The organism is Novosphingobium sp. BL-S-19, assembly GCF_055521675.1.
The window spans coordinates 1,509,304-1,532,473 of sequence record NZ_CM145498.1 but is presented as its reverse complement, the minus strand read 5'-3'; the positions used below and the strand labels follow the sequence as shown (position 1 = coordinate 1,532,473).

At 60.1% G+C, this 23,170-nt stretch carries 23 protein-coding genes; 9 read left to right on the top strand and 14 right to left on the bottom strand.

Features of this window, described 5'->3' with window-relative positions; translation table 11 throughout:
• Positions 1-42: 42 nt before the first annotated feature.
• Both ACZ1JV_RS15510 and ACZ1JV_RS15505 read left to right on the top strand, forming a co-directional pair.
• Positions 43-990 carry a chromate resistance protein ChrB domain-containing protein gene (locus tag ACZ1JV_RS15510; protein WP_465152249.1) on the top strand — a complete coding sequence of 316 codons (948 nt, stop codon included), beginning with the start codon at positions 43-45 and terminating at the stop codon, positions 988-990.
• A gap of 99 nt (positions 991-1,089) precedes the next feature.
• Positions 1,090-1,275 (top strand): DUF1289 domain-containing protein, encoded by a 186-nt coding sequence (locus tag ACZ1JV_RS15505; protein ID WP_465152248.1) that lies wholly within the window; start codon positions 1,090-1,092, stop codon positions 1,273-1,275.
• A gap of 237 nt (positions 1,276-1,512) precedes the next feature.
• Here ACZ1JV_RS15505 and ACZ1JV_RS15500 read toward each other — a convergent pair whose 3' ends face one another.
• A complete protein-coding gene (locus ACZ1JV_RS15500; RefSeq protein ID WP_465152247.1) occupies positions 1,513-2,148 on the bottom strand; it encodes a TetR/AcrR family transcriptional regulator in 636 nt (211 codons plus the stop codon).
• Between the two features lie 171 nt (positions 2,149-2,319).
• On the opposite strand from ACZ1JV_RS15500, the gene ACZ1JV_RS15495 reads away from it, so the two are divergent.
• Both ACZ1JV_RS15495 and ACZ1JV_RS15490 read left to right on the top strand, forming a co-directional pair.
• Positions 2,320-4,650, top strand: coding sequence for a TonB-dependent receptor (locus ACZ1JV_RS15495; protein WP_465152246.1), 2,331 nt, complete (start codon positions 2,320-2,322; stop codon positions 4,648-4,650).
• 12 nt (positions 4,651-4,662) lie between these two features.
• Positions 4,663-5,979: a glycoside hydrolase family 1 protein gene (locus ACZ1JV_RS15490; RefSeq protein ID WP_465152245.1), complete on the top strand. Its 1,317-nt coding sequence runs from the start codon at positions 4,663-4,665 to the stop codon at positions 5,977-5,979.
• Between the two features lie 54 nt (positions 5,980-6,033).
• Here ACZ1JV_RS15490 and ACZ1JV_RS15485 read toward each other — a convergent pair whose 3' ends face one another.
• Positions 6,034-7,065 carry a Rieske 2Fe-2S domain-containing protein gene (locus ACZ1JV_RS15485; RefSeq protein ID WP_465152244.1) on the bottom strand — a complete coding sequence of 344 codons (1,032 nt, stop codon included), beginning with the start codon at positions 7,063-7,065 and terminating at the stop codon, positions 6,034-6,036.
• A 105-nt stretch (positions 7,066-7,170) separates the two neighbouring features.
• Here ACZ1JV_RS15485 and ACZ1JV_RS15480 point away from each other — a divergent pair, with 105 nt between their 5' ends.
• A complete protein-coding gene (locus tag ACZ1JV_RS15480) occupies positions 7,171-8,097 on the top strand; it encodes a LysR family transcriptional regulator (RefSeq protein ID WP_465152243.1) in 927 nt (308 codons plus the stop codon).
• Positions 8,098-8,260: 163 nt separating this feature from the next.
• Here ACZ1JV_RS15480 and ACZ1JV_RS15475 read toward each other — a convergent pair whose 3' ends face one another.
• The 5 genes from ACZ1JV_RS15475 to ACZ1JV_RS15455 form a co-directional block, all read right to left on the bottom strand.
• Positions 8,261-8,893: a flavodoxin gene (locus tag ACZ1JV_RS15475; RefSeq protein WP_465152242.1), complete on the bottom strand. Its 633-nt coding sequence runs from the start codon at positions 8,891-8,893 to the stop codon at positions 8,261-8,263.
• A complete protein-coding gene (locus tag ACZ1JV_RS15470) occupies positions 8,883-9,395 on the bottom strand; it encodes a nuclear transport factor 2 family protein (RefSeq protein ID WP_465152241.1) in 513 nt (170 codons plus the stop codon). The genes ACZ1JV_RS15475 and ACZ1JV_RS15470 overlap by 11 nt, the downstream gene beginning before the upstream one ends.
• Before the next feature lie 62 nt (positions 9,396-9,457).
• A complete protein-coding gene (locus tag ACZ1JV_RS15465) occupies positions 9,458-10,624 on the bottom strand; it encodes an aldo/keto reductase (protein WP_465152240.1) in 1,167 nt (388 codons plus the stop codon).
• Between the two features lie 15 nt (positions 10,625-10,639).
• Positions 10,640-11,497: an aldo/keto reductase gene (locus tag ACZ1JV_RS15460; protein WP_465152239.1), complete on the bottom strand. Its 858-nt coding sequence runs from the start codon at positions 11,495-11,497 to the stop codon at positions 10,640-10,642.
• Between the two features lie 20 nt (positions 11,498-11,517).
• Positions 11,518-12,501: an aldo/keto reductase gene (locus ACZ1JV_RS15455; protein ID WP_465152238.1), complete on the bottom strand. Its 984-nt coding sequence runs from the start codon at positions 12,499-12,501 to the stop codon at positions 11,518-11,520.
• Between the two features lie 179 nt (positions 12,502-12,680).
• Here ACZ1JV_RS15455 and ACZ1JV_RS15450 point away from each other — a divergent pair, with 179 nt between their 5' ends.
• Positions 12,681-13,574: a LysR family transcriptional regulator gene (locus tag ACZ1JV_RS15450; protein ID WP_465152237.1), complete on the top strand. Its 894-nt coding sequence runs from the start codon at positions 12,681-12,683 to the stop codon at positions 13,572-13,574.
• Here ACZ1JV_RS15450 and ACZ1JV_RS15445 read toward each other — a convergent pair.
• The 7 genes from ACZ1JV_RS15445 to ACZ1JV_RS15415 form a co-directional block, all read right to left on the bottom strand.
• Positions 13,562-14,071: a (R)-mandelonitrile lyase gene (locus tag ACZ1JV_RS15445; protein WP_465152236.1), complete on the bottom strand. Its 510-nt coding sequence runs from the start codon at positions 14,069-14,071 to the stop codon at positions 13,562-13,564. The two genes, ACZ1JV_RS15450 and ACZ1JV_RS15445, sit on opposite strands and share 13 nt — an antisense overlap.
• Positions 14,071-14,499, bottom strand: a complete 429-nt coding sequence (locus ACZ1JV_RS15440) for a carboxymuconolactone decarboxylase family protein (protein WP_465152235.1) — start codon at positions 14,497-14,499, stop codon at positions 14,071-14,073. The genes ACZ1JV_RS15445 and ACZ1JV_RS15440 overlap by 1 nt, the downstream gene beginning before the upstream one ends.
• Before the next feature lie 70 nt (positions 14,500-14,569).
• Positions 14,570-15,595, bottom strand: a complete 1,026-nt coding sequence (locus ACZ1JV_RS15435; protein WP_465152234.1) for an alpha/beta hydrolase — start codon at positions 15,593-15,595, stop codon at positions 14,570-14,572.
• Positions 15,596-15,709: 114 nt separating this feature from the next.
• Complete coding sequence (locus ACZ1JV_RS15430; RefSeq protein WP_465152233.1) at positions 15,710-16,786, bottom strand: alpha/beta hydrolase; 1,077 nt, start codon at positions 16,784-16,786, stop codon at positions 15,710-15,712.
• 2,224 nt (positions 16,787-19,010) lie between these two features.
• Positions 19,011-19,319, bottom strand: coding sequence for a P-loop NTPase family protein (locus ACZ1JV_RS15425; protein ID WP_465152232.1), 309 nt, complete (start codon positions 19,317-19,319; stop codon positions 19,011-19,013).
• Positions 19,316-19,630 carry a YegP family protein gene (locus tag ACZ1JV_RS15420; protein WP_465152231.1) on the bottom strand — a complete coding sequence of 105 codons (315 nt, stop codon included), beginning with the start codon at positions 19,628-19,630 and terminating at the stop codon, positions 19,316-19,318. Before ACZ1JV_RS15420 ends, ACZ1JV_RS15425 begins: the two co-directional genes overlap by 4 nt.
• A 257-nt stretch (positions 19,631-19,887) precedes the next feature.
• Positions 19,888-20,082, bottom strand: coding sequence for a hypothetical protein (locus ACZ1JV_RS15415; protein WP_465152230.1), 195 nt, complete (start codon positions 20,080-20,082; stop codon positions 19,888-19,890).
• 497 nt (positions 20,083-20,579) lie between these two features.
• Between ACZ1JV_RS15415 and ACZ1JV_RS15410 the strand changes: the two genes are divergently transcribed.
• From ACZ1JV_RS15410 to ACZ1JV_RS15400, 3 genes are all read left to right on the top strand, one after another.
• On the top strand, positions 20,580-21,131 hold the full coding sequence (locus ACZ1JV_RS15410) for a hypothetical protein (RefSeq protein ID WP_465152229.1): 552 nt from the start codon (positions 20,580-20,582) through the stop codon (positions 21,129-21,131).
• A gap of 289 nt (positions 21,132-21,420) precedes the next feature.
• On the top strand, positions 21,421-21,771 hold the full coding sequence (locus ACZ1JV_RS15405; RefSeq protein WP_465152228.1) for a hypothetical protein: 351 nt from the start codon (positions 21,421-21,423) through the stop codon (positions 21,769-21,771).
• Between the two features lie 277 nt (positions 21,772-22,048).
• Complete coding sequence (locus ACZ1JV_RS15400; RefSeq protein ID WP_465152227.1) at positions 22,049-23,158, top strand: dipeptidase; 1,110 nt, start codon at positions 22,049-22,051, stop codon at positions 23,156-23,158.
• Positions 23,159-23,170 lie beyond the last annotated feature (12 nt).

Below are 23,170 nucleotides of genomic sequence, written 5' to 3'. Positions count from 1 at the left end.
TTCAACCTTCCCGGCCGAGGCAGGCCAAGATACGATCGTATCATGACCGCCCATGACATGACCGACTCTGCACATTGGCTCGTTCTGGCCATGCAGCTTCCCTCTCAACCCGCCTATACGCGGGTCAAAATCTGGCGGCGGCTGCGCGAGGCAGGCGCCGTCTCGCTTGCAAGCGGCGCGCACTTGCTGCCTGACGAGCCGAGACACCGCGAAACCTTCGCAGCAGCACTTCGCGAAGTCGTTGCCGGCGGCGGTCAGGCGACGATCGTATCGGGCGCCATCGTCGATGGTAGCGAGGATCCGGAGGCGCTGTTCCGGTCAGCCAGAACCGCCGATTTCGAAAGCTGGGCCGATGAAGCCGCCCAGTTGCTGACAGGCGAAGTAAAGGCGGCCTCCGTGACGCGCATGCGCCGGCGCCTCGACGCCATTCTCGCCATCGAATTCGTCGGCACCGGGTGGCAGGACCGAGCGGAGCAGATCATGCAATCCCTGCTCGATGCCTCGCTACGCCACCCCGACGTCAGCCGTGCCGACCCCGGCCACGCCTACCGCGTAAAAGAACTCCATGGACGCACCTGGGTGACGCGGCGAGGCCTGGGCGTCGACAGGATCGCATCGGCGTGGCTGATCCGCCGTTTTATCGATCCCCGGCCCCACTTCCGGTTCGTCGACGCTGACCGTTATGCGCATCAGCAGCGCGAATTGCGCTTCGACATGGCCGAGGGCGAGTTCACGCATGAAGGCGAAAACTGCTCCTTCGAAACGCTGCTAAATCACAGCGGAATCGCGGCCGATCACGGCCTGATCGAAATCGGAAAGATTATCCACCAACTCGATATTGATGATGGCAAGTACGACTGCCCGGGCACCCCGGACTTCTCAGAGGCCATCGGCCGTATTTGCGCGCTCCATGCCGAGGACGATCACCGACTTGCCGCAGCATCAGCGCTGCTGGACGGCATGTACGAAGCCGCTGCCGTGGTCGGCTGAGGCTTTGGGATCGACGCCTGCCCGCAGGTCGGATATGGGGCCGCTTTGTCGATGGACGGCGCAATCGCCTGACGGCAGCGCATCCGCGGAGACATTTCGGTGAGTATCAAAAACCCCTGCATATCGGTCTGCAAATTCGACGGCCGAACGGGGTGGTGCCGGGGATGCGCCCGCACGCTCGACGAAGTGCGCAAATGGCGCAAGATGCAGCCGCATGGCCGCAAAACCATCGAACGTGAACTGCAGCGACGCCTTCAACGCCTTGGCGCACGCGACGAAAAATAACACTTCCGCACCGTATTAGACCTCTGCCAAGCGGCTCTCACCAGGAGCTCTTATTTGCACTTCAGGGCCCGGAAGCGGCCTGACGGTGATCGGCCCGGACCGGGAGGAACCGGTCGCTTCGGCATCCGTGAGACGGCAATCGCCCTCATCTCGGTAGTTCAGCACAGGGAGGGGAGAACCTGAAAGCCGCCGACCGAGAAGCGGCCGCTAAATCCGGCGCCAGAAAGTGTATTCCCGTTATGCTTCCCTCAAGGAACCTAGTTGAGCCATTGTGCCATCCGGGGCCGCGAGCTTGATGAGGCGAGACAGCAGCTCGATCGCATCTTCATTTTCCTGCCGATGCGGGAGATAGCGCTCGGCAATCGATAAACCGCGCACGGACCACACCATCAGCCTCATGACCGAGCGCGCCAACATCTCGTCACCGCCGAATGCTCCCCGCATCACGACAAGAGCGGATTTCTCTACCTCTTCCTGCATCGGCACAACCAGGGCAGCCAATTCGGCATCGCTGCGCGTAGCTTGAAGAATTTCCAGCACGGCCAGTCCCGAAGGCCGATTCAAAACTGCCCAAAGCACCTTGGGCCAATCATCGAGGCGATCCCCGAGTCCGGTCGCGATCCGGGTTTCCTCGTACTCCGCCATTTCGCGTTCGAAGACGTGCCGCACCACGTCCGCCATAAGCGCCGCACGCGTGCCGAAATGATGCAGCATCGCGCCGCGCGAAACCCCTGCACGCTCGGAGATGATGGCGGTGACCGCACCGGTGTAACCCAGATCGTGAATGGTTGCGATCGCAGCCTCAATTAGCGCGAGGCGCGTCTGCGCCGTGCGCTCTTCCTGAGTGCGCCGTGATTTGGCGATGCGTGTCATCAGCTTTCGTGTTCGCCTTGCATTCCTGCCTCTCCAGCTTCGAGGGGGTATCCAACCGCGAAACCGATAGCCAGTGATTAAAAACATTCATGCTTGACTGTTTGTATGATCGATCCTTATCCCGAGCGTCAAGCGCCGTCCAATCGGCGCATCCGTTGGGAGGGATTTTGGATGAGTAAGGCAGCACTGTTCGTGGGCGTCAGCCTGATCGCGGCAGCAACCCCGGCATGGGCCCAATCCGCGCGTGACAACGCGGCTGCGGTGCAGGATGGCGGTGTTCCCGAAATCGTCGTCAGCGCACAGCGCCGCACGGAACGGCTTCAGGATGTTCCGGTCAGCGTCACCGCACTGAGCGCCGACACGCTGCGCTCCCGCAACGTCAACGATCTGACGCAAGTCGCATTGGCGGCACCCAGCCTTCAGGTGGGCAGCGACAACACCTTTGCCGTTCGCGGGGTCGGCACCCAGGCTTTCGCGACCACTATCGATTCCAGCGTCGCCACCTCTCTCGACGAGGTCAATCTCGGCCGGCCTTTCCTCGCGCAAGGCCTGTTCAACGATGTCGAGCGCGTAGAAGTGCTCAACGGCCCGCAGGGGCTGCTGTTCGGCAAGAATGCCTCCGCCGGCCTGCTCAATGTCGTGTCCGTCCGACCAAAGCTGGGACTGCTGGAGAGCGAGACCAGCCTGGAGCTGGACAACCGTGAAACCCCCGGAAGCGATGCAGCTTCCTGGTCGGCGATTGCGCGCCAGACGATCAATGTGCCCGTCGGCGAGAGCGGCGCCCTGCGCATTAACGGTACTTATTCGCACGAAGAGCCCGGCACCACTTTCGTTGGCCTGCGCGGGGTTCGCAACGATCTTGATCGCGAACAGTACGGCGTACGGGCCAAGTACCTGCAAGAAATCACCCCCTCGCTCGAACTCTACGTGATCGGCGACTATGCGGAATCCCATGGAATCGCCGGAATCTACGACCGGACTTACCGTTCGCTCGGAACCGGCAGCGCAAACGCTGCTCCATTGGCTGCTTCAGGCATCGTGCCGGGCGACGACAACTTCACATTTGCGGGCGATGGAGGGTTCTGGCGCGATCTCAAGCTCGGCGGCGCACAGGCTTCGCTGGCATGGACCAGCCCTAGCGGGGTCGTCATCAGCGACATCGCGGCGTGGAAATTCTACAACTACGATGCCCAGCTGGACACGGACTTCACCAGCAGCAACGGCGCCAGCCGCAACTGGTCTCACGCCGATTACGACCAGTTCTCCAACGAACTGCGCGTTGCCCTGCCGGCCAACAACCCACTCTCCGGGCAGGCCGGCCTCTATTACTTCCATTCGACCATCGATCAGCAGGGCCAGATCGCGGGCAACAACTATCTGCCCGACTTCCTTCTGCCCAGTTTCCCATTCTGTGTGGGAGGAAGTGCGGCGACGGGCTGCGCGACGAGCAACAGCTATTTTCTCGGCCGCGACAACAGCTATCGCATGACGACGGACAGCTACGCGGCGTTCGGGCAACTGACTTATGCCGTTACGGACGCGCTCAAGGTCTTCGCCGGCGGCCGCGTCACACGTGACGAGATATCGATCGATCTCGTCCAGATCCAGGATGCCTACTTCGTGCCTCTGGGCGTTCCGGGCAGTTTCGCCCAGGACTATGGTCATACGAACTTCAGCTGGCGCGCCGGGGGCCAATTCGAGGTGACCCGAGACGCAATGGTCTATGCGTCCTACGGTCGCGGCTACAAGGGGCCGGGCTTCAACGATACGGCGGCCTCATCCGATGCGGATCTGCTGGTTCGCGGCGAAACGTCCGACACGGCCGAAATCGGCTTCAAGACCAGCTGGTTCCAGCGCAAGCTGGTGTTCAACGTCTCGGCATTCCACACCAAGTTCAAGAACTACCAGGTGCAGTCGCTCGATACGGCGCTGCAGGCTTTCGTGGTTCAAAACGCGGCCTCGGTCACCAGTAAGGGCATTGAGGCGACCATCAATGCGGCCCCGCTGCCTGGCCTGACAGTCAATGCCTCGGCAACGCTGCTCGATTCCAAATTCGGCGATTTTGCCGGCGCCGAATGCTATCCGGGCCAGAGCGATGCCAGCTGCGCGGCAACGGGATCGTTCAACGCCAAGGGCTACCGCACGCCCACCGCGCCGAAATTCACCTCCTCGCTTCAAGGTATGTACGAGTTCCAGACTTCGGGCAGCTGGCACCCCTTTATCGAGGCGAACTGGTACCACCGTTCATCGATCAACTACCTGATCAATCGCGCGCCCGGCGCCAGCGTGCCCACACTTGACCTGATCGGTGCCAGCGCTGGCGTCCGCCTTGATAATGGCATGCGGATCTCGGTGTTCTGCAAGAACTGCACAAGCCGATACAACCCGAACTTCATCGGGCTCGATTCCGGAGATTCCGTCGCAGGCATAGCGACTTATCAGCAGCAGTTCGGTTTTGATTCCGTGCGCACAATCGGCGCCTCCATCCAGTTCCGGTTCTGAGGGGAGGGCCGCGTGATCGATCGCATGTCGCGCCGAAGCGTGTTGCAATCCGCCGGCGCAGGGGTGGTTGCCGCCACTGCCTCGCCCCTACTTGGCGCCTCAATAAGCCGCGGGCGCTTGCCTCCCGATTTTCTCTGGGGGGCGGCCACGGCGGGGCACCAGGTCGAGGGCGGCAACGTCAATTCGGACAGTTGGGTTTCGGAGCACCTCACGCCCAGCGCTTTCGCCGAACCATCGGGCGATGCCTGCGATAGTTGGAACCGCTGGCGAGAGGATATCGATATCGTCAAGCGCATCGGCCTCAACACCTATCGCTTCGGTATCGAATGGTCGCGGATAGAGCCCGAACGCGGAGAATGGTCACTCGCCGCGCTCGCGCACTATCGCCGGATGCTGGATTATTGCGCGCAGCTCGGCCTGCGCGCGATAGTCACCTATTCGCATTTCACTGTCCCCCGCTGGTTTGCCGCGGCCGGCGGCTGGGAAGAGCCCGCGAACGTCGATCTTTTCGTCCGGTTCTGCGAGAAAGCGGCGCGAGCGCTGGGCCCAGGGTATAGCCACGCCCTGACGTTCAACGAACCCAACCTTGCCGCGCAGCTTTCCTGGCAACCCGATTTCCGCCAGGCCATGTCGCTATTCGCGATGGGCAATGCGGCTGCTGCAAAACAGGTGGGATCCGATCGTTTTTCTTCGACGCTGACTGCCGCCCCGGCGCGCGTCGTTCCCAATCAGATTGCCGCACATCAACGCGCTGCGGAGGCGATCAAGTCGATCCGGCCTGACCTGCAATTGGGGTTGAGCCTCGCCATGGCGGACGAGCAGGCGGCGTCTGGTAACAGCGCGTTGCAGCGCAAGATCGCCGAAGTCTACGCGCCCTGGTTCGCCGCCGTCGTGAACGACGACTTCGTCGGCGTGCAGACTTATGGCCGCAATATCGTTGGGCGCGACGCCGATGTTCCGCCGCCGGCCGATGTCGAACGCACCCAGACCGGGATGGCGTTCTACCCCGAAGCACTGGAAGCCACGGTGAAATGGGTTGCCAAGGCAACGGGGCGCCCCGTCATCGTCACCGAAAACGGCGTCGCCACCGACGACGACAGCCGCCGCGTCGTCTACATCGATCGCGCCCTGGCCGGTCTCGGCCGGGCAATGGCGGCCGGCGCCGATGTGCGCGGATACATCCATTGGTCGCTGCTCGACAATTTCGAATGGAACCGCGCTTATACCGCGCACTTTGGCCTCGTCGCCGTCGATCGCAAGAGCTTTGCCCGAACCGTCAAGCCCAGCGCCTTGCATCTGGGAAGGTACGCGACGGACAACCGGCTCTGAGGCGTTCGCATACGAGACGGCACCCGCGCGCGATGGGGCGGGTGCCGGTTCTCATCATGCGTCTTCTTCCTCTCGCAGTAGGCGGGCGATGAACTGCCGCGTGTGCCGGCCGCCGGTATCGCTGGCGATATCGATCATCGCATGCCCCGGATCGGCGGAAATTCGCAGTTGCTGCAATTCCAGCACGTCCTGGTCTTCACGGAACGTGCGCGCAGTTTGTTCGAACACCTCGTCAGGGATCCCGTCGCGCAGGATGTTGGTGGCCATCGACCAAAAATAGTGCGTGGTCGTGGCGGTCTCTGGGGTGATCCCGTGAAACCCGCGCATGGAGAACCCGTGTTCGCGCCTGCCCTCGAACGCGCCGGTACCGGCATCGCAGGCACCAGTATGGATGCGGATCAGCACCGGCTCGAACTCGATTTCCTGCCAGCGATCGATGCGCCCCGCAAAGCCTGCGGCATCGACATACGTGGGCGGAGGATCCGAATCCGGCATGTGACGCGTCACCCGGACGCCGTTGGCGAGCTTTTCGGAATGGGTTCTGGTCTTGAAGTGAAGCTCCGGATTTCCGCCAATCGTGTTGGCGTGGATGTAGGGCAAGTGGGAAAGATCCATCAGGTTGTCGACCAGCAGTTGCCAGTTGCCATTCACCGGGAAATGGGCGCTGCGCCACGCGTAATCCGGGTCTTCATGGATCGGATAGTTGGGAACGGGCACGGATAGGGCCTGCTCGGCGTCGCCCATCCATATCCACAGTAGGCCCTGTTGCTCCACCAGCGGATAGGCCCTGACCCGGGCCGTATCGGGAATCCTGTCCTGCGCCGGGATGCGCGAGCAGCGACCGTCTCCGGCGAATTCGAGCCCGTGATAGGGGCATCGCAGGATGGTCCCATCCACTACGCCCGCCGACAGCGGCATGGCGCGATGTATGCAGCGATCTTCCAGCGCCGAGGCAACACCGTCTGCAGCCCGCCAAAGCACCACCGGCCGTTCGAGAAAGGTGCGGCCAATGCGACCGCCCGGCGGAAGCTCACTGCTCCAGCCCGCCACATACCAGGCATTTTCAATGTAAAGCCTCTCGCCCATCCGGCCTCTCCTTATCTTCGTTGTCGACACAAAGTATCGCGGACCAGCTTGATCGGCAGGAGTGTTTATTGTGATATGGCTTATCAGAAATAGGAATATGCTGGCGTGGACTACCGTCGTTTCGACCTGAACCTTCTGGTCGTCCTGGATGCGCTGCTTGACGAGCGCGGCGTCAATGCAACCGCGCGCCGTTTGGGGATGAGCCAACCCAATGTCAGCTTTGCGCTCAGCAAATTGCGAGCGCAATTCGACGACGAACTGCTGGTTCGCAGCGGCAACATCATGCAGCCTACCGCTCTCGGCGCGGCCTTGCGAAACCCGATCCGGCAGATGCTTTCGAGCATCGAAGGAGAGATTTTCGCGACCCGCAGTTTCGATCCATCGACGGCCAAGCGCCGGTTCGTCATCAGCACATCGGATATCGGCGAACTGGTTTTTCTTCCTAGGCTGATGGCCGAATTGGCGAGCCGCGCACCGGGCGTAACGCTTGAATCGCGCTCGATGAGTCCTGACGAATTGGCAGCGGCTATGACCGATGGCGCTGTCGACCTGGCACTGGGATATTTCCCCGATCTAGTCGGAAGCAATTTCCTGACCCAGAAACTGTTCGATCATCCCTTCACCTGCATCTCGCGGGACGGCCATCCGCAGGCTTGCAGCGGGTGGTCACTGGACACTTTCCTGGGGCTCGGGCACATTGTCGTGGCGCAGCGCGGACGCAGCCAGGAGCTGTTCGAGGCGCGTCTCGCTGAGATGGGCCTTTCCCGGCGCGTTCAATTGCAATCGCCCCATTTCATGAGCGTGCCGCTGCTGGTGGCGGGATCCGACCTTATCAGTACGGTACCCGCTGCCGTCGGCGCCATCTTCGCAACGATGGCACCTTTGCGTCTGATCGCGCCGCCGCTGCCGCTTCCCGTAATCAGCTTGCAGCAATTCTGGCACCGCCGGGTCCATGACGATCCGGGCGTGCGATGGTTCCGCGGTCTTATCGCCGATCTGTTTCTCGGTCGAGATCCGTCACCGCAGGCATAATCAATGGCCAATCGCCGCGGAGCAATTCATAGCAGCTCCCGCCCGATTAAAACCGTTCGACAGCGATTTTGCCGCGCTTGGAGGCGGACACTCAGATTTTGACTGAGTCTAGGATCATTGCGGATGGCCCGCTAACAGTAAGGAACTGCCGAGGCACTGCCTGTCAGCTCTGTATCCGCCCCAGCCATCCGATAATCTCGTTGAGCGTTCGCCGCTCCTGATCGGCCTCCATGACGAAGGCAGGCTCTATGTGGGATCGGGGTGCGTGACTGGCGATGACGTCCGGCGCACTTCCAACACCATAGCCGCCATGGGTGATGAAGGGGCGGAGCCTTTTGCCGGCCAGGTCATGTGCTTTGAGAAACGAACGGATCGGCGCCGGTGCGGTGGTTCCCCAGATCGGCAGCCCGAGGAAAATCTCGTCATATGTCGCGATATCCTCGACCCTTGCCGCGAGCGGAGGTTCGACACCAGCTTGTCGTTCGCGTTCCGCCTGGGCAACATGCTGTTCGTAGTCGGCAGGATAGGGGTGCGCCGGCCTGATCTCGAACAGCGTCGCCCCCAGCTTGCGCTGAAGCGTCTCGGCGATCACCCGCGTGTTGCCCGACCGTGTCAGATAGGCGACGAGCGTCCTGCTTCCCGTCATCTTCGTTGATCCTGCTTCCTGTGCGCAGGCGCCAGTGCCGGCAAACGCAAGCACCATCGGCGCGGCTAGCAGTGTGCGACGCGAGAAATCGTCAGACACACTCATGACGGTTCTGGTGGCCCGCATACGGCCGCGTTCATCAACGCTCATTGCTGCCGGTACCTGCTTTCACCGGCCGGAGCAGATGCGAAAATGTAAGCTGGGCCAAGCGCCATTTGCCAGACTGCTTCGAATAGACCTCCGTCACCATGAAGGCATTGGTGACGGTGCGAGGACCGACGACAGCCTCAAGGTCCATGTCCTCCAGAACGATCGCGGTGTCGCCGAACATGCGCACGTCGACCGCATGGATCGACGCCTTCTTGTACCAGATACCGCCGCTTTTGATCGTGGCGAGTTCCTGGGCCTTGCCCCAGGTTCCCCCCATGTGCGTGAACATGGCCCGATCATCAAAGAGCGTCGCCAGGGTGTCGACGTTCTTGTCCGCCATCCAGTCCCACTTGCTGTTCGACAGGTCGATGATCTGCTGCTCGGTCGGCGTGTGGGAGGCGGCGGTCTTGATCGTCTCCGTCGGGGGCGCCGGCGTTTGTTGCGCCAGCAAGGGCTGCATAGGCAGCATCGATAATGTGAGACCGATAGCCAGCTTTCGCATGTAACTCTCCTTTTGAATTCTCGACGTTCAAACGGACCGATCGGTCCGAGCCTCCTCGGTGCCTATGACCCTCGGCTTGGCGCCTCGACGCCAGAGAAGGACAGGACTTGCGGGGGAAGCCGAGCGCCCTGCACCTCGATGGCGCGCACTGCCGCGTTCAGCTCCACGATCTCCTCCGGCGAGAAGCGCACCTGTGCTGCGGCGCTGTTCTCGGTCATGTGCGCCATCTGGGTCGTGCCCGGGATCGGCACGATCCACGGGCGCTGCGCGAGGAGCCAGGCAAGCGCGATCTGACCGGGCGCCGCGTTTTTTCGGGCCGCCCACCGCTTCACGAGTTCGACCAGAGCGAGGTTCTGGGGCACATTCTCAGGGGTGAACCGCCCTTCACCGCCCCTGATGTCGCCCGGGGCGAACCGGGTCTGCGCATCGATCGCGCCATTCAGGAAACCGACCCCTAGCGGGCTCCAGCATACGAAACCGATGCCGAGCTGTTCGCACAGGGGCAGCACCTCGGCCTCGGGGCCGCGCCACAGCATCGAATATTCGTTCTGAACAGCGCTCACCGGCAGCGCGGCGTGGGCGCGACGCAGCGTGCCGAGCCCCATTTCACTCAGGCCCCAGTGGCGGACCTTACCCTGACGCATGAGGTCGCCGACCGCACCGGCGACGTCCTCGATCGGCACCGCAGGGTCGACGCGGTGCTGATACACGAGATCGAGATAGTCGGTGCGAAGCCGCTTGAGCGACCCTTCCACCGCCCGTTTGATGTGATCGGGTCGGCTGTTGAGCGGGTCACCCGTAACGCGCTTGCCGTCGGGATCGATATTCCACCCGAACTTGGAGGTGATCACCACATCCTTGCGGAAGGGCTGCACGGCCTCGCCGAGGATGCGTTCGTCCTCGAACGGGCCGTAAGCCTCCGCTGTGTCGAACAGGGTGATGCCGCGCTCATAAGCCGCGCGTATGATGCGGCTCATCTCCGCCCGGTTTGGAATGGTCGTCTGATAGGTCCGGTGCATATTCTGGACACCGAGACCGACGGCTGAGACCTCAAGTGAACCCAGTTTGCGACGATCGCCAACCTGGACCGCCTTGCCTGTTGGCGTCGCTGCGGTGGCGCTGCTCGCACCGCCTATGCCCGTTCCGAGTGCTGCGACAGCGACGCCCGTACTGGCCAGGCCCAGCAGGCCGCGCCGACTGACATGCCCTGATGCTGCTTCATCTGACATGGTTTTGCCTCTCGATCAGAGCTTGCGGGTGCCGAGCCATTTCACCATCGCCGGATCGCGATGGTCGAAGAAGCTGCTGGCCTTCTGGTCGAGCGTGGCGATCGCGGCGATGTCCTCGTCGTCCAGGGCAAAGTCGAAGATCGCGAAATTCTCGGCCATGCGCTCCTTGCGAACCGACTTGGGGATCGCGACGATACCGCGCTGGTTCAGCCAGCGCAGGACGACCTGGGCGACGCTCTTGCCGTGCTTGGCGCCAATTGAGGCGAGCAATTCGTTGCTGAAGAGCCCGTTCTTGCCTTCGGCAAAAGGCCCCCAAGCTTCCGCCTGAACCTTGTATTCCTCGAGCAGGGCTTGAGCATCGTCCTGCTGGTGGAAGGGATGGATCTCGATCTGGTTGACGGCAGGCGCGATCTCGTTGTGCAGCACGAAATCCAGAAGGCGGTCGGGATAGAAGTTGCTCACGCCGATGGCCCGGATGCGGCCATCGCGATGGAGCTCCTGCATCGCCCGCCATGCGCCATACACGTCACCGTAAGGCTGATGGATCAGCCAGAGGTCGAGATAGTCGAGCTGCAGCTTGTTGAGCGATCGCTCGAAGGCCGCCTTCGCGCCGTCATAGCTGGGGTCCTCGATCCACAGCTTGGTCGTGACGAACAACTCGCTGCGGTCAATGCCGTGTTTGCGGATCGCATGGCCGACGGCTTCCTCGTTTCCGTAGGAGGTGGCGGTATCGAGCAGGCGGTAGCCAACATCGATGGCGTCTTGCACGCTGCGTTCGCATTCTGCCGGGTCGGGAACCTGGAAGACGCCGAAGCCGAGGCTTGGCATTGCGACGCCGTTGTTCAGGGTGACGGTGGGAACGGACTGGGACATGGGAGATCCTTCGGTTCAGATCAGCGATTGACGAGGCTCTGGTTGGCAGCGGAATAGCGCTCGCCCACCAGTTCGATGGCAGTCAGTGCCATGCGAATACGGGCCAGGTCCGGCTCGGTCAGTTCGACCGCCACAGCGCCGAGGTTTTCTTCAAGCCGGTGCAGCTTGGTTGTGCCGGGGATCGGCACGATCGAGGGGCTCTGTGCCAGCAGCCAGGCCAGCGCGACCTGTGCAGGGGTTGCGTTCTTCTCGGCCGCGAGGGTCATCACCAGATCGACGAGAGCCTGGTTGGCATTGAGCGCATCGATCTGGAAGCGAGGAACCGTGCTGCGGAAATCATCCTTGGCGAACACCGTATCGGCGCTCATCTTGCCCGTCAGGAAGCCTTTGCCCAGCGGCGCGAAGGGGACGAAGCCGATACCGAGTTCATCGAGAACCGGAAGGAGTGCGTTCTCCGGCTCACGCCAGAACATCGAATATTCGCTCTGCAGCGCGGCGACCGGCTGCACGGCATGAGCACGGCGGATCGCATCGATGCCGGCTTCGGACATCCCGAAATGCTTGACCTTGCCCTCTGCGATCAGATCTTTGACGGTGCCTGCCACGTCCTCGATCGGCACGTTGGGATCGACGCGGTGCTGATAAAACAGGTCGATGCGATCGGTGCGCAGGCGCGTCAGCGCTTCGTCGGCAACCTGGCGGATACGCTCAGGGCGGCTGTCGAGGCCCTGCGCCGGTACGCCGTTCACGAATCCAAACTTGGTGGCGATTACCACCTCGTCGCGGATTGGCTCGAGAGCTTCGCCTACCACTTCTTCATTCAAACCGGGGCCATAGGCTTCCGCCGTGTCGAAGAAGGTCACACCTAGCTCATGGGCATTGCGGATCAACGCTACCGCCGCGCTGCGCTCCATCGGCGGCCCGTAGCCGAAGCTGAGCCCCATGCAGCCAAAGCCGATTTCCGAAACTTCGAGGCCAGTACGGCCGAGTTCGCGAGTGTTCATGGCGGTGTCCTTTGTTCAAGCGGCGCGCGCGGCGCCCAAGGGTCTCGTGTGCGAAACTTTGTCCGGTGCAACGATCGTGGTCACAGACAGCGGAGGGAATTGTCGGATTGGATATAGCCCGCGCACCTGAATGCGATTAGACGCCATAATCAGCATGTCGCTATAAGGTGATCTAATCAATGGCGGGCGAGAACTACAACGAGCTAGCGGCCTTCGTGATGGTGGCTCGTGAGCGGAGCTTCACTCGCGCGGCGGCTCAGCTGGGTGTTTCGCAGTCGGCGCTCAGCCAGACGATTAGGGGTCTCGAGGAACGACTGGGCCTGCGTCTGCTGACCCGGACGACCCGCAGCGTCTCACCAACCGAGGCAGGGCATCGCCTGTTCGACACGGTGGCGCCACGTTTTGAGGAGATCGCACAGGAACTGGCCTCGCTCAGTCTGCTGCGCGACAAGCCTTCGGGCAAGATCCGCATCAACGCCGGAGAGCATGCGGCTATTTCCGTCCTGCAACCAGCTCTGCGTAAGCTCCTGCCCGACAATCCAGACGTTAGCGTTGAGATCGTCGTCGATCATGGCCTGATCGATATTGTCGCCCAAGGCTATGATGCAGGTGTGCGCCTGGGCGATCAGGTGGCCAAGGACATGATCGCGGTGCGCATCGGGCCAGACTTGCGCATGGCTGTCGTCGGCTCGCCCGACTATTTTACCCGCTATCCCGTGCCACGTTCGCCGCAAGATCTGACCGGTCACAACTGCATCGGCATTCGGCTGCCTACCTATGGCGGCATCTTCCCATGGGATCTCGACAAGGACGGCCATGAGGTCAACGTCCGGATCGAAGGGCAGCTGGTCTTCAACAATTTCAGCCTGCGATTGAACTCGGCCCTGGATGGGCTGGGCCTCACCTATCTCCCGGAAGATCAAGTGCTACCATATATCGAAACTGGCCAGCTGATCCGGGTAATGGACGACTGGTGCGGCCCTTTCCCGGGCTACCACCTCTACTATCCCAGCCGTCGGCATGCATCTCCGGCCTTCGCGATGTTCGTGGAGACCTTGCGTTATCGCGGTTGATGGCCGACCGCGTCCGCGTATTGCGCATCGCTGACAAGTTCCTCCCACGCCACGGACTGGCCATTGCTGCTCTCCGCCAGCGCCACGTGGGTCATTGCTTCGTCGGGCCCTGCGCCGTGCCAATGCTTGATGCCAGGGCCGATCCAGACGACGTCGCCCGGTCCGAAGCGCTCAGCCGGCTGCCCCCATTGCTGTACGAATCCGTGACCGCGCGTGACCACGAGGGTCTGGCCAAGCGGATGCGTGTGCCATGCGGTATGCGCGCCGGGAGCGAAAGTTACAGTCCCGCCACCGACACGCGCCGGCGCCTCGCGCTGGAAGCGGCCCTCGACTTGCGCGGTCCCGGTGAAGTTGGCGGCCGCGCCGGTGGATTTCTCGGTGGAGCCTTCCCGGATCACCGAGACGCCCGGTGCCGTGCTGTGGTCGTCACCTGCCACGGCAGGGATCGGCAAACATGCCGCGCCGATCGTCATCGCCGCCTTGCTCAGTCCGCGCATCACTCAGCCTCGCTCTTGGGATGGAACACCTCGCGGGCGACGCCGACGGCGGTGATCGCGTTGGGCCAGCCCGAATAGAAGGCAAGCTGGGTGATTGCCTCCACGATTTCGGTCTCGGTGACCCCGTTTGTTCGCGCAAGCTGCATGTGCGATCGTAGCTGTTCGGGGCGGTTGAGCGCGATCAGCGCGGCGACAGTGATCAGGCTGCGGTCTCGCTTGGCCAAGCCCGGCCGTTCCCACACGTCACCGAGCAGGACCTCGTCCGTCAGCTCCGCCAGCTTGGGGTCGATGTCTCCCATCAGCTGCTGCGCGCGCGACGGCGCGCTGGCGGTGTTCGCTGCGGGTGTCTGAGCCTGGACCAGACCCGGCATTCCTGAGCCCAGCATTGTACCTGAAACGAGGATGAGGCTGCGCGTGATCGTCTTCATAGCGGTAATCCTATCCTTCTCGAAAATGACGGTGCCCTAGGCAGGAATGCGGGCTGCCGACCGCGACCCTTCAGGCGCCCAACGTGCGTGAAAAGAACGGCACCAGCTTGCCGAGCGCGATCTCGACGTATTCGGGCACCCAATAGGTCTCGATGTGCCGCGCGCCGGGGATCTTGAAGAATTCCTTGTCGCTGGTGCCGGTTGCCTTCGGGAAGGCGTCCTCGGTCATGTAAAGGGTATCTGCCTCGCGGCCCGCCATCATCAGCAGCGGCACGTCGATCAACCCGATCTCGTCGGTCGCATCCCAGCGCATCAGGTCCATCAGGCTGCTCGTGGTGTATTTGAAGGTCGAACCCGGATGGGCATTGGTGCGCCAGTAATAGTGGTAGCCCTGGCGATAAAGATCGAAGGGCAGCGCCGCGATCTGAGCATCGGTCAAGTCCGCATCGCCCGAATAGAGCACGGCGCCCCCTCTCGCCTCCTGCGCGCGTGCAGCCGAAGCCTGCGTGAGACGCTCCTGAATCGTGGCGATCTGGGTGTCATGGAAGCCATTGCGGCGCACGCGGCCCGAGTTGAACATGCTCAGGGTGGCGACCGCCTTGAAACGCTTGTCCGTCTTGGCCGCCGCCAGCGAATACCCGCCCCCACCGCAGATGCCGTAGAGCCCGAGGCGTTCGGCATCGACGCCCGGGAAGCCGGAGATGAAGTCCGCAGCACCGTGGATGTCCTCGATGCGGTGCGTAGGCTTGTCGACGCTACGCGGGGCACCGCCGCTGCCGCCCTGATAGGCCGCATCCATAGCGATGGCGATGAACCCGCGCTCGGCCAGATGCTGGGCATATAAGCCGGCGGTCTGTTCCTTCACCCCTCCGTTGGGGTGAGCGACCACGATCGCCGCATAAGACCGCGCCGGATCGTATCCCGCAGGCGTGTAGACGTTGGCAACAATGTCGAGCCCGTGCAGCTTGTAGCTGGAGGGATGGATATGGACCTTGCCAGGCTCGTTCTTCGTGAGCGCACCGTCATAGACCAGCGTGAAGGGATTATCGCGGTAGTCCAGCGGCTTTGCCGTGGGCGGCGTGGCGGCTTCGCTCATGGTGGGCACTCCTGTCAGTGCGGTTGCGAGGAACAGCGCGGAAGTTCCAAGGAACTCGCGCCGGCTGCGATGTGAAAGATGGTCGGGCATTTCGGGCATTTCGGGCATTCCTGCTCAGTCGAGGTGCTTCTCGGCGAGGAAACGAGAGACCTGATCGGCGATGGCGACGTTGTTGAGGTCGGACATCATGAAATGGGTGTTCCCGCGAATGCCGATCTCGGGGAGATGAACCAGCCTGGCATCGCCCCCATGGCGGTTGACCGCAGCAACCCAGAGCTTGGCCATGGCCAGCCGAACGCGCCAGTTGTCCTTGCCGCGTTCTGGCGTCGGTTCAGTCGGGATATTGTCACCGTAGTAAATGGCGATCGGAAGCCGAGTGAGCCTAGCGAAGTCACTCGGTGCGATTTCGACAGCCTTGAGTGTGCCAGCGGCACTCGGCATGTCTGCCGGTGCCTCACCTTTGGGGAACACGAAGCCACTACCCGGCTCGAACGCGACTACGGCCTTGACGTTGGGGCTGCGGATGGCTGTCAGCCAACCGGGTTCGCCGCCCTGCGAGTGCGTGAACAGGATTGCGGGGCCGGTCCGTTCGAGCAAGGCGGTCATCGCCGAGGAGATGACGCTGGCATCATAAGGACCGGTGTTCGGCGTTACCGACCGGAAGAACTGATCCAGCGCCTCGGGATCGCGATCGAACTGTACGCCATCGAAAAAGTCCGGCCACGCGCCAAGTCGGAACTGGTCGAAGAACAGCTGGTCGTTGGGTGCGGGATCAATCGTCGCGGCAACGGTGCTGTTGCCCGCGCGGCCACGTCGGGGCTGGTCGACGATGTAGGTCGTGAATTGCCGGCGCAAGAACAGGGTCTGGAAGCCCTCGCGCCCATCCGGTGTCGTTTCCCAGCTACGCCCAGACTGATAGGCACCGTGAAGCATCACTATTGGTAAGCGGCGCGGCTTCTCCGGTACTTGGTAAAAGGCGTAGAGATGATCGCCATGCAGGCTCTGGCCTTGGGAGGTTGGAGCATTATTGGTATAAGTGCCGGGCGTCTTCTGGACCGTCCCGCCGGCTGCAAAACTTCCTTGCTCTACGATGACGAGGGGTTTCTGCTCCCTCTCGGCACCAAACACGGGCGATGCCAGCATCGCCGCGGTTACCGCGAGGGTCGGTAGTAATGATCTGAAACGCACCATGGCCGTCCTCCTGCTTCCAGGCGGAGATTAGCGCGGCGCGGTCTTTGCGATTAGACAGCTAAATATGCATGTCGCGATAAGCTGAGCTAATTAAATGGCCTGAGTTGGCCAGCAGCGCCGTCCGCCATTTTGCGGGCGGTAAAGGCGGCTATCCTCTCTGCATCGCCCGACACCTGCCGGTCTCCTTACGGCCAGACCCAGCCATTCCAATGAGCGAATCGACAAATGGCGGACTGCGTACTCGTGCCAACGACACGATAACTTATCCACAGGCACCTCGACCCACCGCTCACACGAGCCAGTTTGTCGACTTTTTGGAACTCTCGTCCCAAAAGGTCCCATTGCAGCCCAATGGATGTTGGCCGGATTTGTTGGCCAATTTGCATGGGCTGGAAAAATGTAATGCAGATTCAATAGCATGATCTGAGTCGGCCGGATCTGTCTCCCCGACCAACTTCGCAAAGAACCGCAGAAATCCGCCCTTTTTGAACCGCTAAAAAGCGCCAATTTAGCGCTATTGTTGGCCGAAGTGTTGGCCAATAAAGCTGAACCAAGGCTGGCTTCGGATGGCTTTCCAAAGAGATTGAAAGACTTAGAGACCAAACTCGAATGCGTACCACGTCTCCATGGTGACCGGAGGCTGTATGCATCACGTCGCACACGAAGAATTTCCTTAAAATTCTGAATGTTGTGTTGATAGACGCCACGAAGGCGAATTTATCAGAACCTAGCGCTCGACATTTCGCCACTTCCCTTTCGAATTCCCTGACCTGTTTCCACGAAAGTTCTGGGCCGCCCCGTCGAACGGGAGTGAGCCTTCGGCGTCAGCGAACGGTCGATATCCGCCCAATGTCGCCGTGGAGCACTCAGATCGCATAGAACTCCGTATTGAATTACCAGGGCCCTCTGGCCCGATGGAAGGGAAATCGCCTCACAGGCCCCTTCACGAGGTGGCTCTTCAACTTTACACGCATCAGTTCGGCGCCTTCCTCCCGAACGCACACCAAGTGCGTCCCTCCGGCTGGAAGGGGTTCAGTGACGCTGATGGTAACGGCAAATTTCTCGCAAAGAGCCACTACTTCGGCTTCGCCGAGGGTCAGATTCATAGCTCGGCTCATCGTGGCAGTCTCCAAATTGTGATAGGATACAGTAATAGGCAAAGCATTGAGGTGCTCCTCACGGCAAACAGCAGCTTGTTGAAACTCTCAGCCGAAGACGCGCACAAATCCTCGGGCGCCGATCTCCCGGTGAGAGTGGCCATAGAGTCTAAGATCGCTTTTCAGGCAGAAGCGAAATTGGGCCCTTTGCGGACGGGTTCGATGCGTTCGGCTTAGGGGGAGCAGGCTTCTTGGGCTTGCGGATTTCCCTGCCGCTCTTTTTTTGGCTCTTTGCCATTTATTGATCCTTTGAGATCGGATGAGACGCCTGTAGTGGGCGCGGGGGGAGAAGCGATGCGGCTCGCAGTGCAGTCCAACTGCACGCGGCGGCTGCACCTAGCCTGAGCTGGTAGTTTTCGATCAGGTTTCCCCGGTTTTGAGCGGATTGCAGGTATCTCGGCCGCACTGCAGCACCGATCCAAGTGTCTGATCACGTCGATGCAAGCTGGTGCTGAAAGTCGGCCGATTGAGGTCCAAATAATCGCTCCACGTCGTAAGCGGGAGCGCAATTGGTCTCTCAGTCGCGGGTGCCTACAGAGAATCCATCCGCGATGAATGTTAGATAGGCACGCAGCCCAGATATTATAAGGGGCCAGGAGTGATGCCAAAAAAACTTTGGTGACACACCAGAGCAGGCATGTCCTGAATATGATCGTCGGTTGAATCGGCGTTCCGCCTCCTCAAGACGTCGTGGAAGCGACCAGGCTGATCTCAATCCATTATTGTTGATAAGAGGCAGCTAGCAGTCCGAAGTCTGCCAGTTCGCAATCAGCGAGAGCCAGGCGCAATTTCACGCATTCGTGAAAGGTTGGCTCAGTGTAAGGCGCCGATGGGCAGAAGTGTCCGCAATCTGGCCGATTGAGGATAACAAGGTGGCCTTCAGAGCCATGGTGTTCAAATTGGCGGTGTTTGGCCCTGTAGGGCTTTCTCAGGCTAAAAGCGCAGCATCGACTGGAAATAAACCGGCCTTCAACGACCAGCCCCTATGACCTCTTGATATTAGTTACCAGTTTGAGCCATGAATCCATGCCGGTGATGATGACGATATGACGAGATTTGGAATAAAATCATTGCTTCTGATGGACTCGACACCAGCGGGCTGCATATGTAAGTGCGACATCAACAGCTCGCCGCTCTTCAAGATACTTCACGTCGTTGGCAAAGAGTGCCCGAGCTTGGCTCTGCCTTGCCTCCATGAGCTGAGCCATGCTTTCGAGAACCATTATTCGGTGATGCGCAAATGCCTGGACATATGCGTTAGCATCCCGGTGTCCTCCGCGGACTAATTCAACAGACCACAACAATCCGGCGCATTCAGAAAGGCGGATTGCCGCATCGCGATCCATCTGGTTTGGCAGCACCAAGGCGCTCGTCATTGCGGAAACTCCGCAGTCAATACCTCTCTTCGCAATGTCTCCACCGCCTGAGTACACGCGGCGCGGCTCTTGTAACCGCCGCAATCCAGAAGGACCCGTCCTGCAGAAATCAGGCGCCAATGCCAATCTCCGCCGCCGGAATGCACTGAAGTGAAGCTCACCCATTCAGCACAGTAGACGTCGAAATACGCGTTTTCGCAAGGCGCATGTTGCTCGCAGGCCAATGCCGCGCGGTCGCTATCGCCACCATGCGCGCCATATCGATAACCCAAATCGCTGCGGTCTTCCAAGATGACATTTCGGAGGGTCATTATTGTTCTCTCACTTGCCTGAGGAGGTACGCTGTCTCAGCCCGGACTAGGTCGGCGATAGAAGCGGAATCGACCAACTGCCCCCTGAATGACATATTCAGCAAACTTTGATCGAAACGCGATAGCGCCCTCCATGGTCGTGCAAACCAAGTGAGTTCCGCCTGAAGGCAAAGGCTCAATTGCGCTTATGGAGATCCCTGACTTCATGCACTGCCGTTGCACATAAGCCTCGGGGAGATGGAGATTCATCGCGCGTGTCATGGCTCAATCCCCACAAGGAGACGAATCCATGCAGGATACTGGGAAACGCCCAGAAACCGCCGCTTGGCTTCGATTTGTTGTCGGCAATCGCGGACATCGTCAATCAACCGATCTCTGCGCGACTGACCTGTTGCTTCGGCCAAGCGCATAAGAGCGATCTGGTGTCGAAACAGGAGCTGGTTGAGGTCCATGAATTTTCTCCCATGAGCGGGAGCACGATGGTCTCTCAGCCGACAAACGCTAAATATATTTAGGTCGGTAAAATCAACAATAACGTCACAACTAAGTTTGTCAAATTAAATTTAAATTTCGTTGATTTTGCTGTATTTTGTTAAAAAACATTATCATGAATCACATTCTTACAGATTATTTTCATTTTATTTTTCAACAGTCGATGCAACGGCCTGCTTCTTGTCTTGAAAATCATGAGAACATCACCATGTGAAATTCATCGCCTCCCCAATTTTGAGCACAGGACGACTGAGAGTTGAATGCTCCCGCTCAAGCGGTGAAGCCAATGTCACATAAATCTTTCAAACGAAGACGCTGCTTCTCCGCGTTCCCCTCGGCAGCGGAAGAGGCTCGATGGCTTCCGGGCGCCCCCAGTTCGGCAGAAAACGCGCCATCCGACTTAGGTTGGCACGGTGCGAATACCACGCCTCGAGAGGTTACCATACTTGAGCGACGAGTGCTCGCTCATGAACGCATCCTCCAGGCGCTGATCAGCCATCTCGCCGATGATGATCCCATAATATTTGAGCAGCTAAATGCCTGCTTTGGGTCGGGACATGAACTTGGGGCCCACGAACAGGACCATGCAACGACAGGCAATTATTGCGACCTTTTCCTCGGGAATATTAAACAACAAATTGCAGCGCGGCGCGCGATAAATTCCAAATCAGCACTTGCCCGCGGAGGTCAAAACGGCGCGCCATTGGGCGCGCCTGCAGCAAAACAAACCGAGGTAGACTGGGCCCCCTGCCAAGCGTGGGAAAACGAAGGTGGTTCCTTCGTAATTCCTCTTGCGCCGCCAGAATCTGCGCATTTCCAGATATTTCGGGCCCAAAACGTCATGTTAACCTCGACGCGGCTCGCGGGTGGTGATTGGCAGTGGCAACTTCACGCAAGCACTGGCGCATTGATAGCCGGAGGTTATGGATTTCGCACCGAAATGGAGTGCCTTACAGCAGTAAACGTCGTAAAAAATCTCAGCCAAGGCGCAAGAATATTTGCCGAATGAAACACAACTGCCAATTCTTTGGGAAATTTCTTTATTTGATGATTGGTGACCGATATGAACATTGATCATATAAATTATCTCTACCGGATCGCACTCATCAACAGCAGGCGACCGTCTCCGCCAAGGCGGCAGGCCGCTTACGCAAAATTGGCGGAATATTACGCAAGCAAGATTCGAACCTACAGGAAGAGACATGGGATAGATGACAAGCCGATTAAAATACATTGATCGATTATCAATTGAGGCAATGCCAAAATTGATGAATTGACATCTTTGAAGGGAGATGATTTTGGAACAGGCCAATTTAAATCGCCATTTCGGTACGACCAGCGAAAGACACATCCTTGCGCTTGAGATGATCGCGGACAAGCTGGCGCTGATTACCGAAGCCTTATCTACTCTGGTCCCCTTATCCGGTTCGGTCCATACGGCCGAAACGGGACGCTTGGACCGGGAAGAACATGAAAATTGGGAAAACGAAGGAGGTCACCTTGTGAACGAAATCATCGTCCCCGGCTTCCCCCAAATTAAGCGCATTTCTGTCGAATATTTTCTGGTTGGCAAGTTCAGATACACCGACCTGACGCAGGCCAAAGAGCAAGTTCGCAGGCAAGCGAACCGAATCCAGACAGGCTTTTAACGATTTTATATAGGGCACACCTAAAGATGACAGTCTTTCTTCACTCCCTCTGATCCGGACGGGCCGCGAAGTTATTCCGGCAATGGTGCCGGAGGGAGCAGCTTTTGCCGGGCTGAGGCGCCCACCTGGACGCCGACAGTTGCCGTGAGCAGGCCCGAGGCGAATAAGCGACTGCCGCTCAAAGTCCTTTCCGTCGATCTGTAATGTCGCCCGTCGAACCGCAATTGCCGGGCCGGTCAATCCACTTCACCTCCGCCCCGTAAATGGGGAGAGTGGAATGGATCGACGTCAAGTTCTGGGGCTGACTGGTGCAGCCGTTTCGGCGATGGCCCTGGGGCACCGGGCGGCAATGGCAGCGATCACCACCACTGCGCAAACGCCTTCCGCTGGGCTCGTGATCGACGGCAACCTGGTGCCTCCCATCGATTCTTCGGCGCCCCTCGACAGCGAGACGGCCGCGATCGTTCGGTCATCCGGCCTCACCGCTTTCAAGATGACGCTCGGAGGCAGCGGGAATCGCAGCAAGGCAGAAACCGACGTGGAAATCGCCGACATTGCCAAGGCCATCGCCATGAACCCGGCCGTCTTCGAACGCGTTTTCACGCCTGCCGATCTCATCGCAGCCAAGCGAAGCGGCAAAATCGGGATCGTCTTTTCCTTCGAGGCGGGCGAGATGCTAGAGGGCAAGCTCGACAATATCGACCATTTCCGAAAGGCCGGAGTGCTCGTCATGGGCCTCACCTACAACCGCGAAACACCTTTCGGCTCCGGCGTTCTGGCAAAGAAGTCTATCGGCCTCACGCCGCTTGGAAGCGAAGCGGTCCGCCGCATGAACAGGCTTGGGGTTTCGGTCGACATCAGCCACTGCGACGAGCCAACCAGCCTCGCCGCTATCGCCGCATCCACACGGCCGGTTCTGGTCACACATGCGGGCTGTGCCGCCGTCTACGAGCATCCCAGAAACAAGTCCGACAAGCTGCTGCGCGCGCTCGCCAGAAAGGGTGGTATCGTCGGGATCTACGAGTTGAGCTTCCTGGTTCCCTACCCGAACCAACCCGATCTCGACGCCTATCTGGCGCACCTCGACCATGCGTTGCGGGTCTGCGGCGAGGATCATGTCGGGATCGGAACGGATGGACTGCTGACGCCGTTCGACACATCGCCGGAGAGTATGACGCAATGGAACGCCGACATCGAACGGCGCAAGAAGGCGGGTGTCTCGGCTCCCGGCGAAGGGCCGCCTCCTTTCGTCACGGGACTAAATCGGCCGGATCGCTACGCAGTGATTGCCAATGCCATGGCCGCGAAAGGCTACAAATCCCGGACAATCGAAAAAGTACTTGGCGAAAACTTCGCTCGGGTCTTCGCGGATACCTGGGCCCCATAGCCCACACGCGGC

Excerpts from the sequence above, each read along its gene's own strand:
- ACZ1JV_RS15510 (WP_465152249.1), top strand. The coding sequence starts at position 43 with ATGACCGCCCATGACATGACCGACTCTGCACATTGGCTCGTTCTGGCC.
- ACZ1JV_RS15500 (WP_465152247.1), bottom strand. The coding sequence starts at position 2,148 with ATGACACGCATCGCCAAATCACGGCGCACTCAGGAAGAGCGCACGGCG.
- ACZ1JV_RS15495 (WP_465152246.1), top strand. The coding sequence starts at position 2,320 with ATGAGTAAGGCAGCACTGTTCGTGGGCGTCAGCCTGATCGCGGCAGCA.
- ACZ1JV_RS15485 (WP_465152244.1), bottom strand. The coding sequence starts at position 7,065 with ATGGGCGAGAGGCTTTACATTGAAAATGCCTGGTATGTGGCGGGCTGG.
- ACZ1JV_RS15475 (WP_465152242.1), bottom strand. The coding sequence starts at position 8,893 with ATGAGCGTTGATGAACGCGGCCGTATGCGGGCCACCAGAACCGTCATG.
- ACZ1JV_RS15470 (WP_465152241.1), bottom strand. The coding sequence starts at position 9,395 with ATGCGAAAGCTGGCTATCGGTCTCACATTATCGATGCTGCCTATGCAG.
- ACZ1JV_RS15465 (WP_465152240.1), bottom strand. The coding sequence starts at position 10,624 with ATGTCAGATGAAGCAGCATCAGGGCATGTCAGTCGGCGCGGCCTGCTG.
- ACZ1JV_RS15460 (WP_465152239.1), bottom strand. The coding sequence starts at position 11,497 with ATGTCCCAGTCCGTTCCCACCGTCACCCTGAACAACGGCGTCGCAATG.
- ACZ1JV_RS15455 (WP_465152238.1), bottom strand. The coding sequence starts at position 12,501 with ATGAACACTCGCGAACTCGGCCGTACTGGCCTCGAAGTTTCGGAAATC.
- ACZ1JV_RS15450 (WP_465152237.1), top strand. The coding sequence starts at position 12,681 with ATGGCGGGCGAGAACTACAACGAGCTAGCGGCCTTCGTGATGGTGGCT.
- ACZ1JV_RS15445 (WP_465152236.1), bottom strand. The coding sequence starts at position 14,071 with ATGCGCGGACTGAGCAAGGCGGCGATGACGATCGGCGCGGCATGTTTG.
- ACZ1JV_RS15440 (WP_465152235.1), bottom strand. The coding sequence starts at position 14,499 with ATGAAGACGATCACGCGCAGCCTCATCCTCGTTTCAGGTACAATGCTG.
- ACZ1JV_RS15435 (WP_465152234.1), bottom strand. The coding sequence starts at position 15,595 with ATGAGCGAAGCCGCCACGCCGCCCACGGCAAAGCCGCTGGACTACCGC.
- ACZ1JV_RS15430 (WP_465152233.1), bottom strand. The coding sequence starts at position 16,786 with ATGGTGCGTTTCAGATCATTACTACCGACCCTCGCGGTAACCGCGGCG.
- ACZ1JV_RS15425 (WP_465152232.1), bottom strand. The coding sequence starts at position 19,319 with ATGACGAGCGCCTTGGTGCTGCCAAACCAGATGGATCGCGATGCGGCA.
- ACZ1JV_RS15420 (WP_465152231.1), bottom strand. The coding sequence starts at position 19,630 with ATGACCCTCCGAAATGTCATCTTGGAAGACCGCAGCGATTTGGGTTAT.
- ACZ1JV_RS15415 (WP_465152230.1), bottom strand. The coding sequence starts at position 20,082 with ATGGACCTCAACCAGCTCCTGTTTCGACACCAGATCGCTCTTATGCGC.
- ACZ1JV_RS15400 (WP_465152227.1), top strand. The coding sequence starts at position 22,049 with ATGGATCGACGTCAAGTTCTGGGGCTGACTGGTGCAGCCGTTTCGGCG.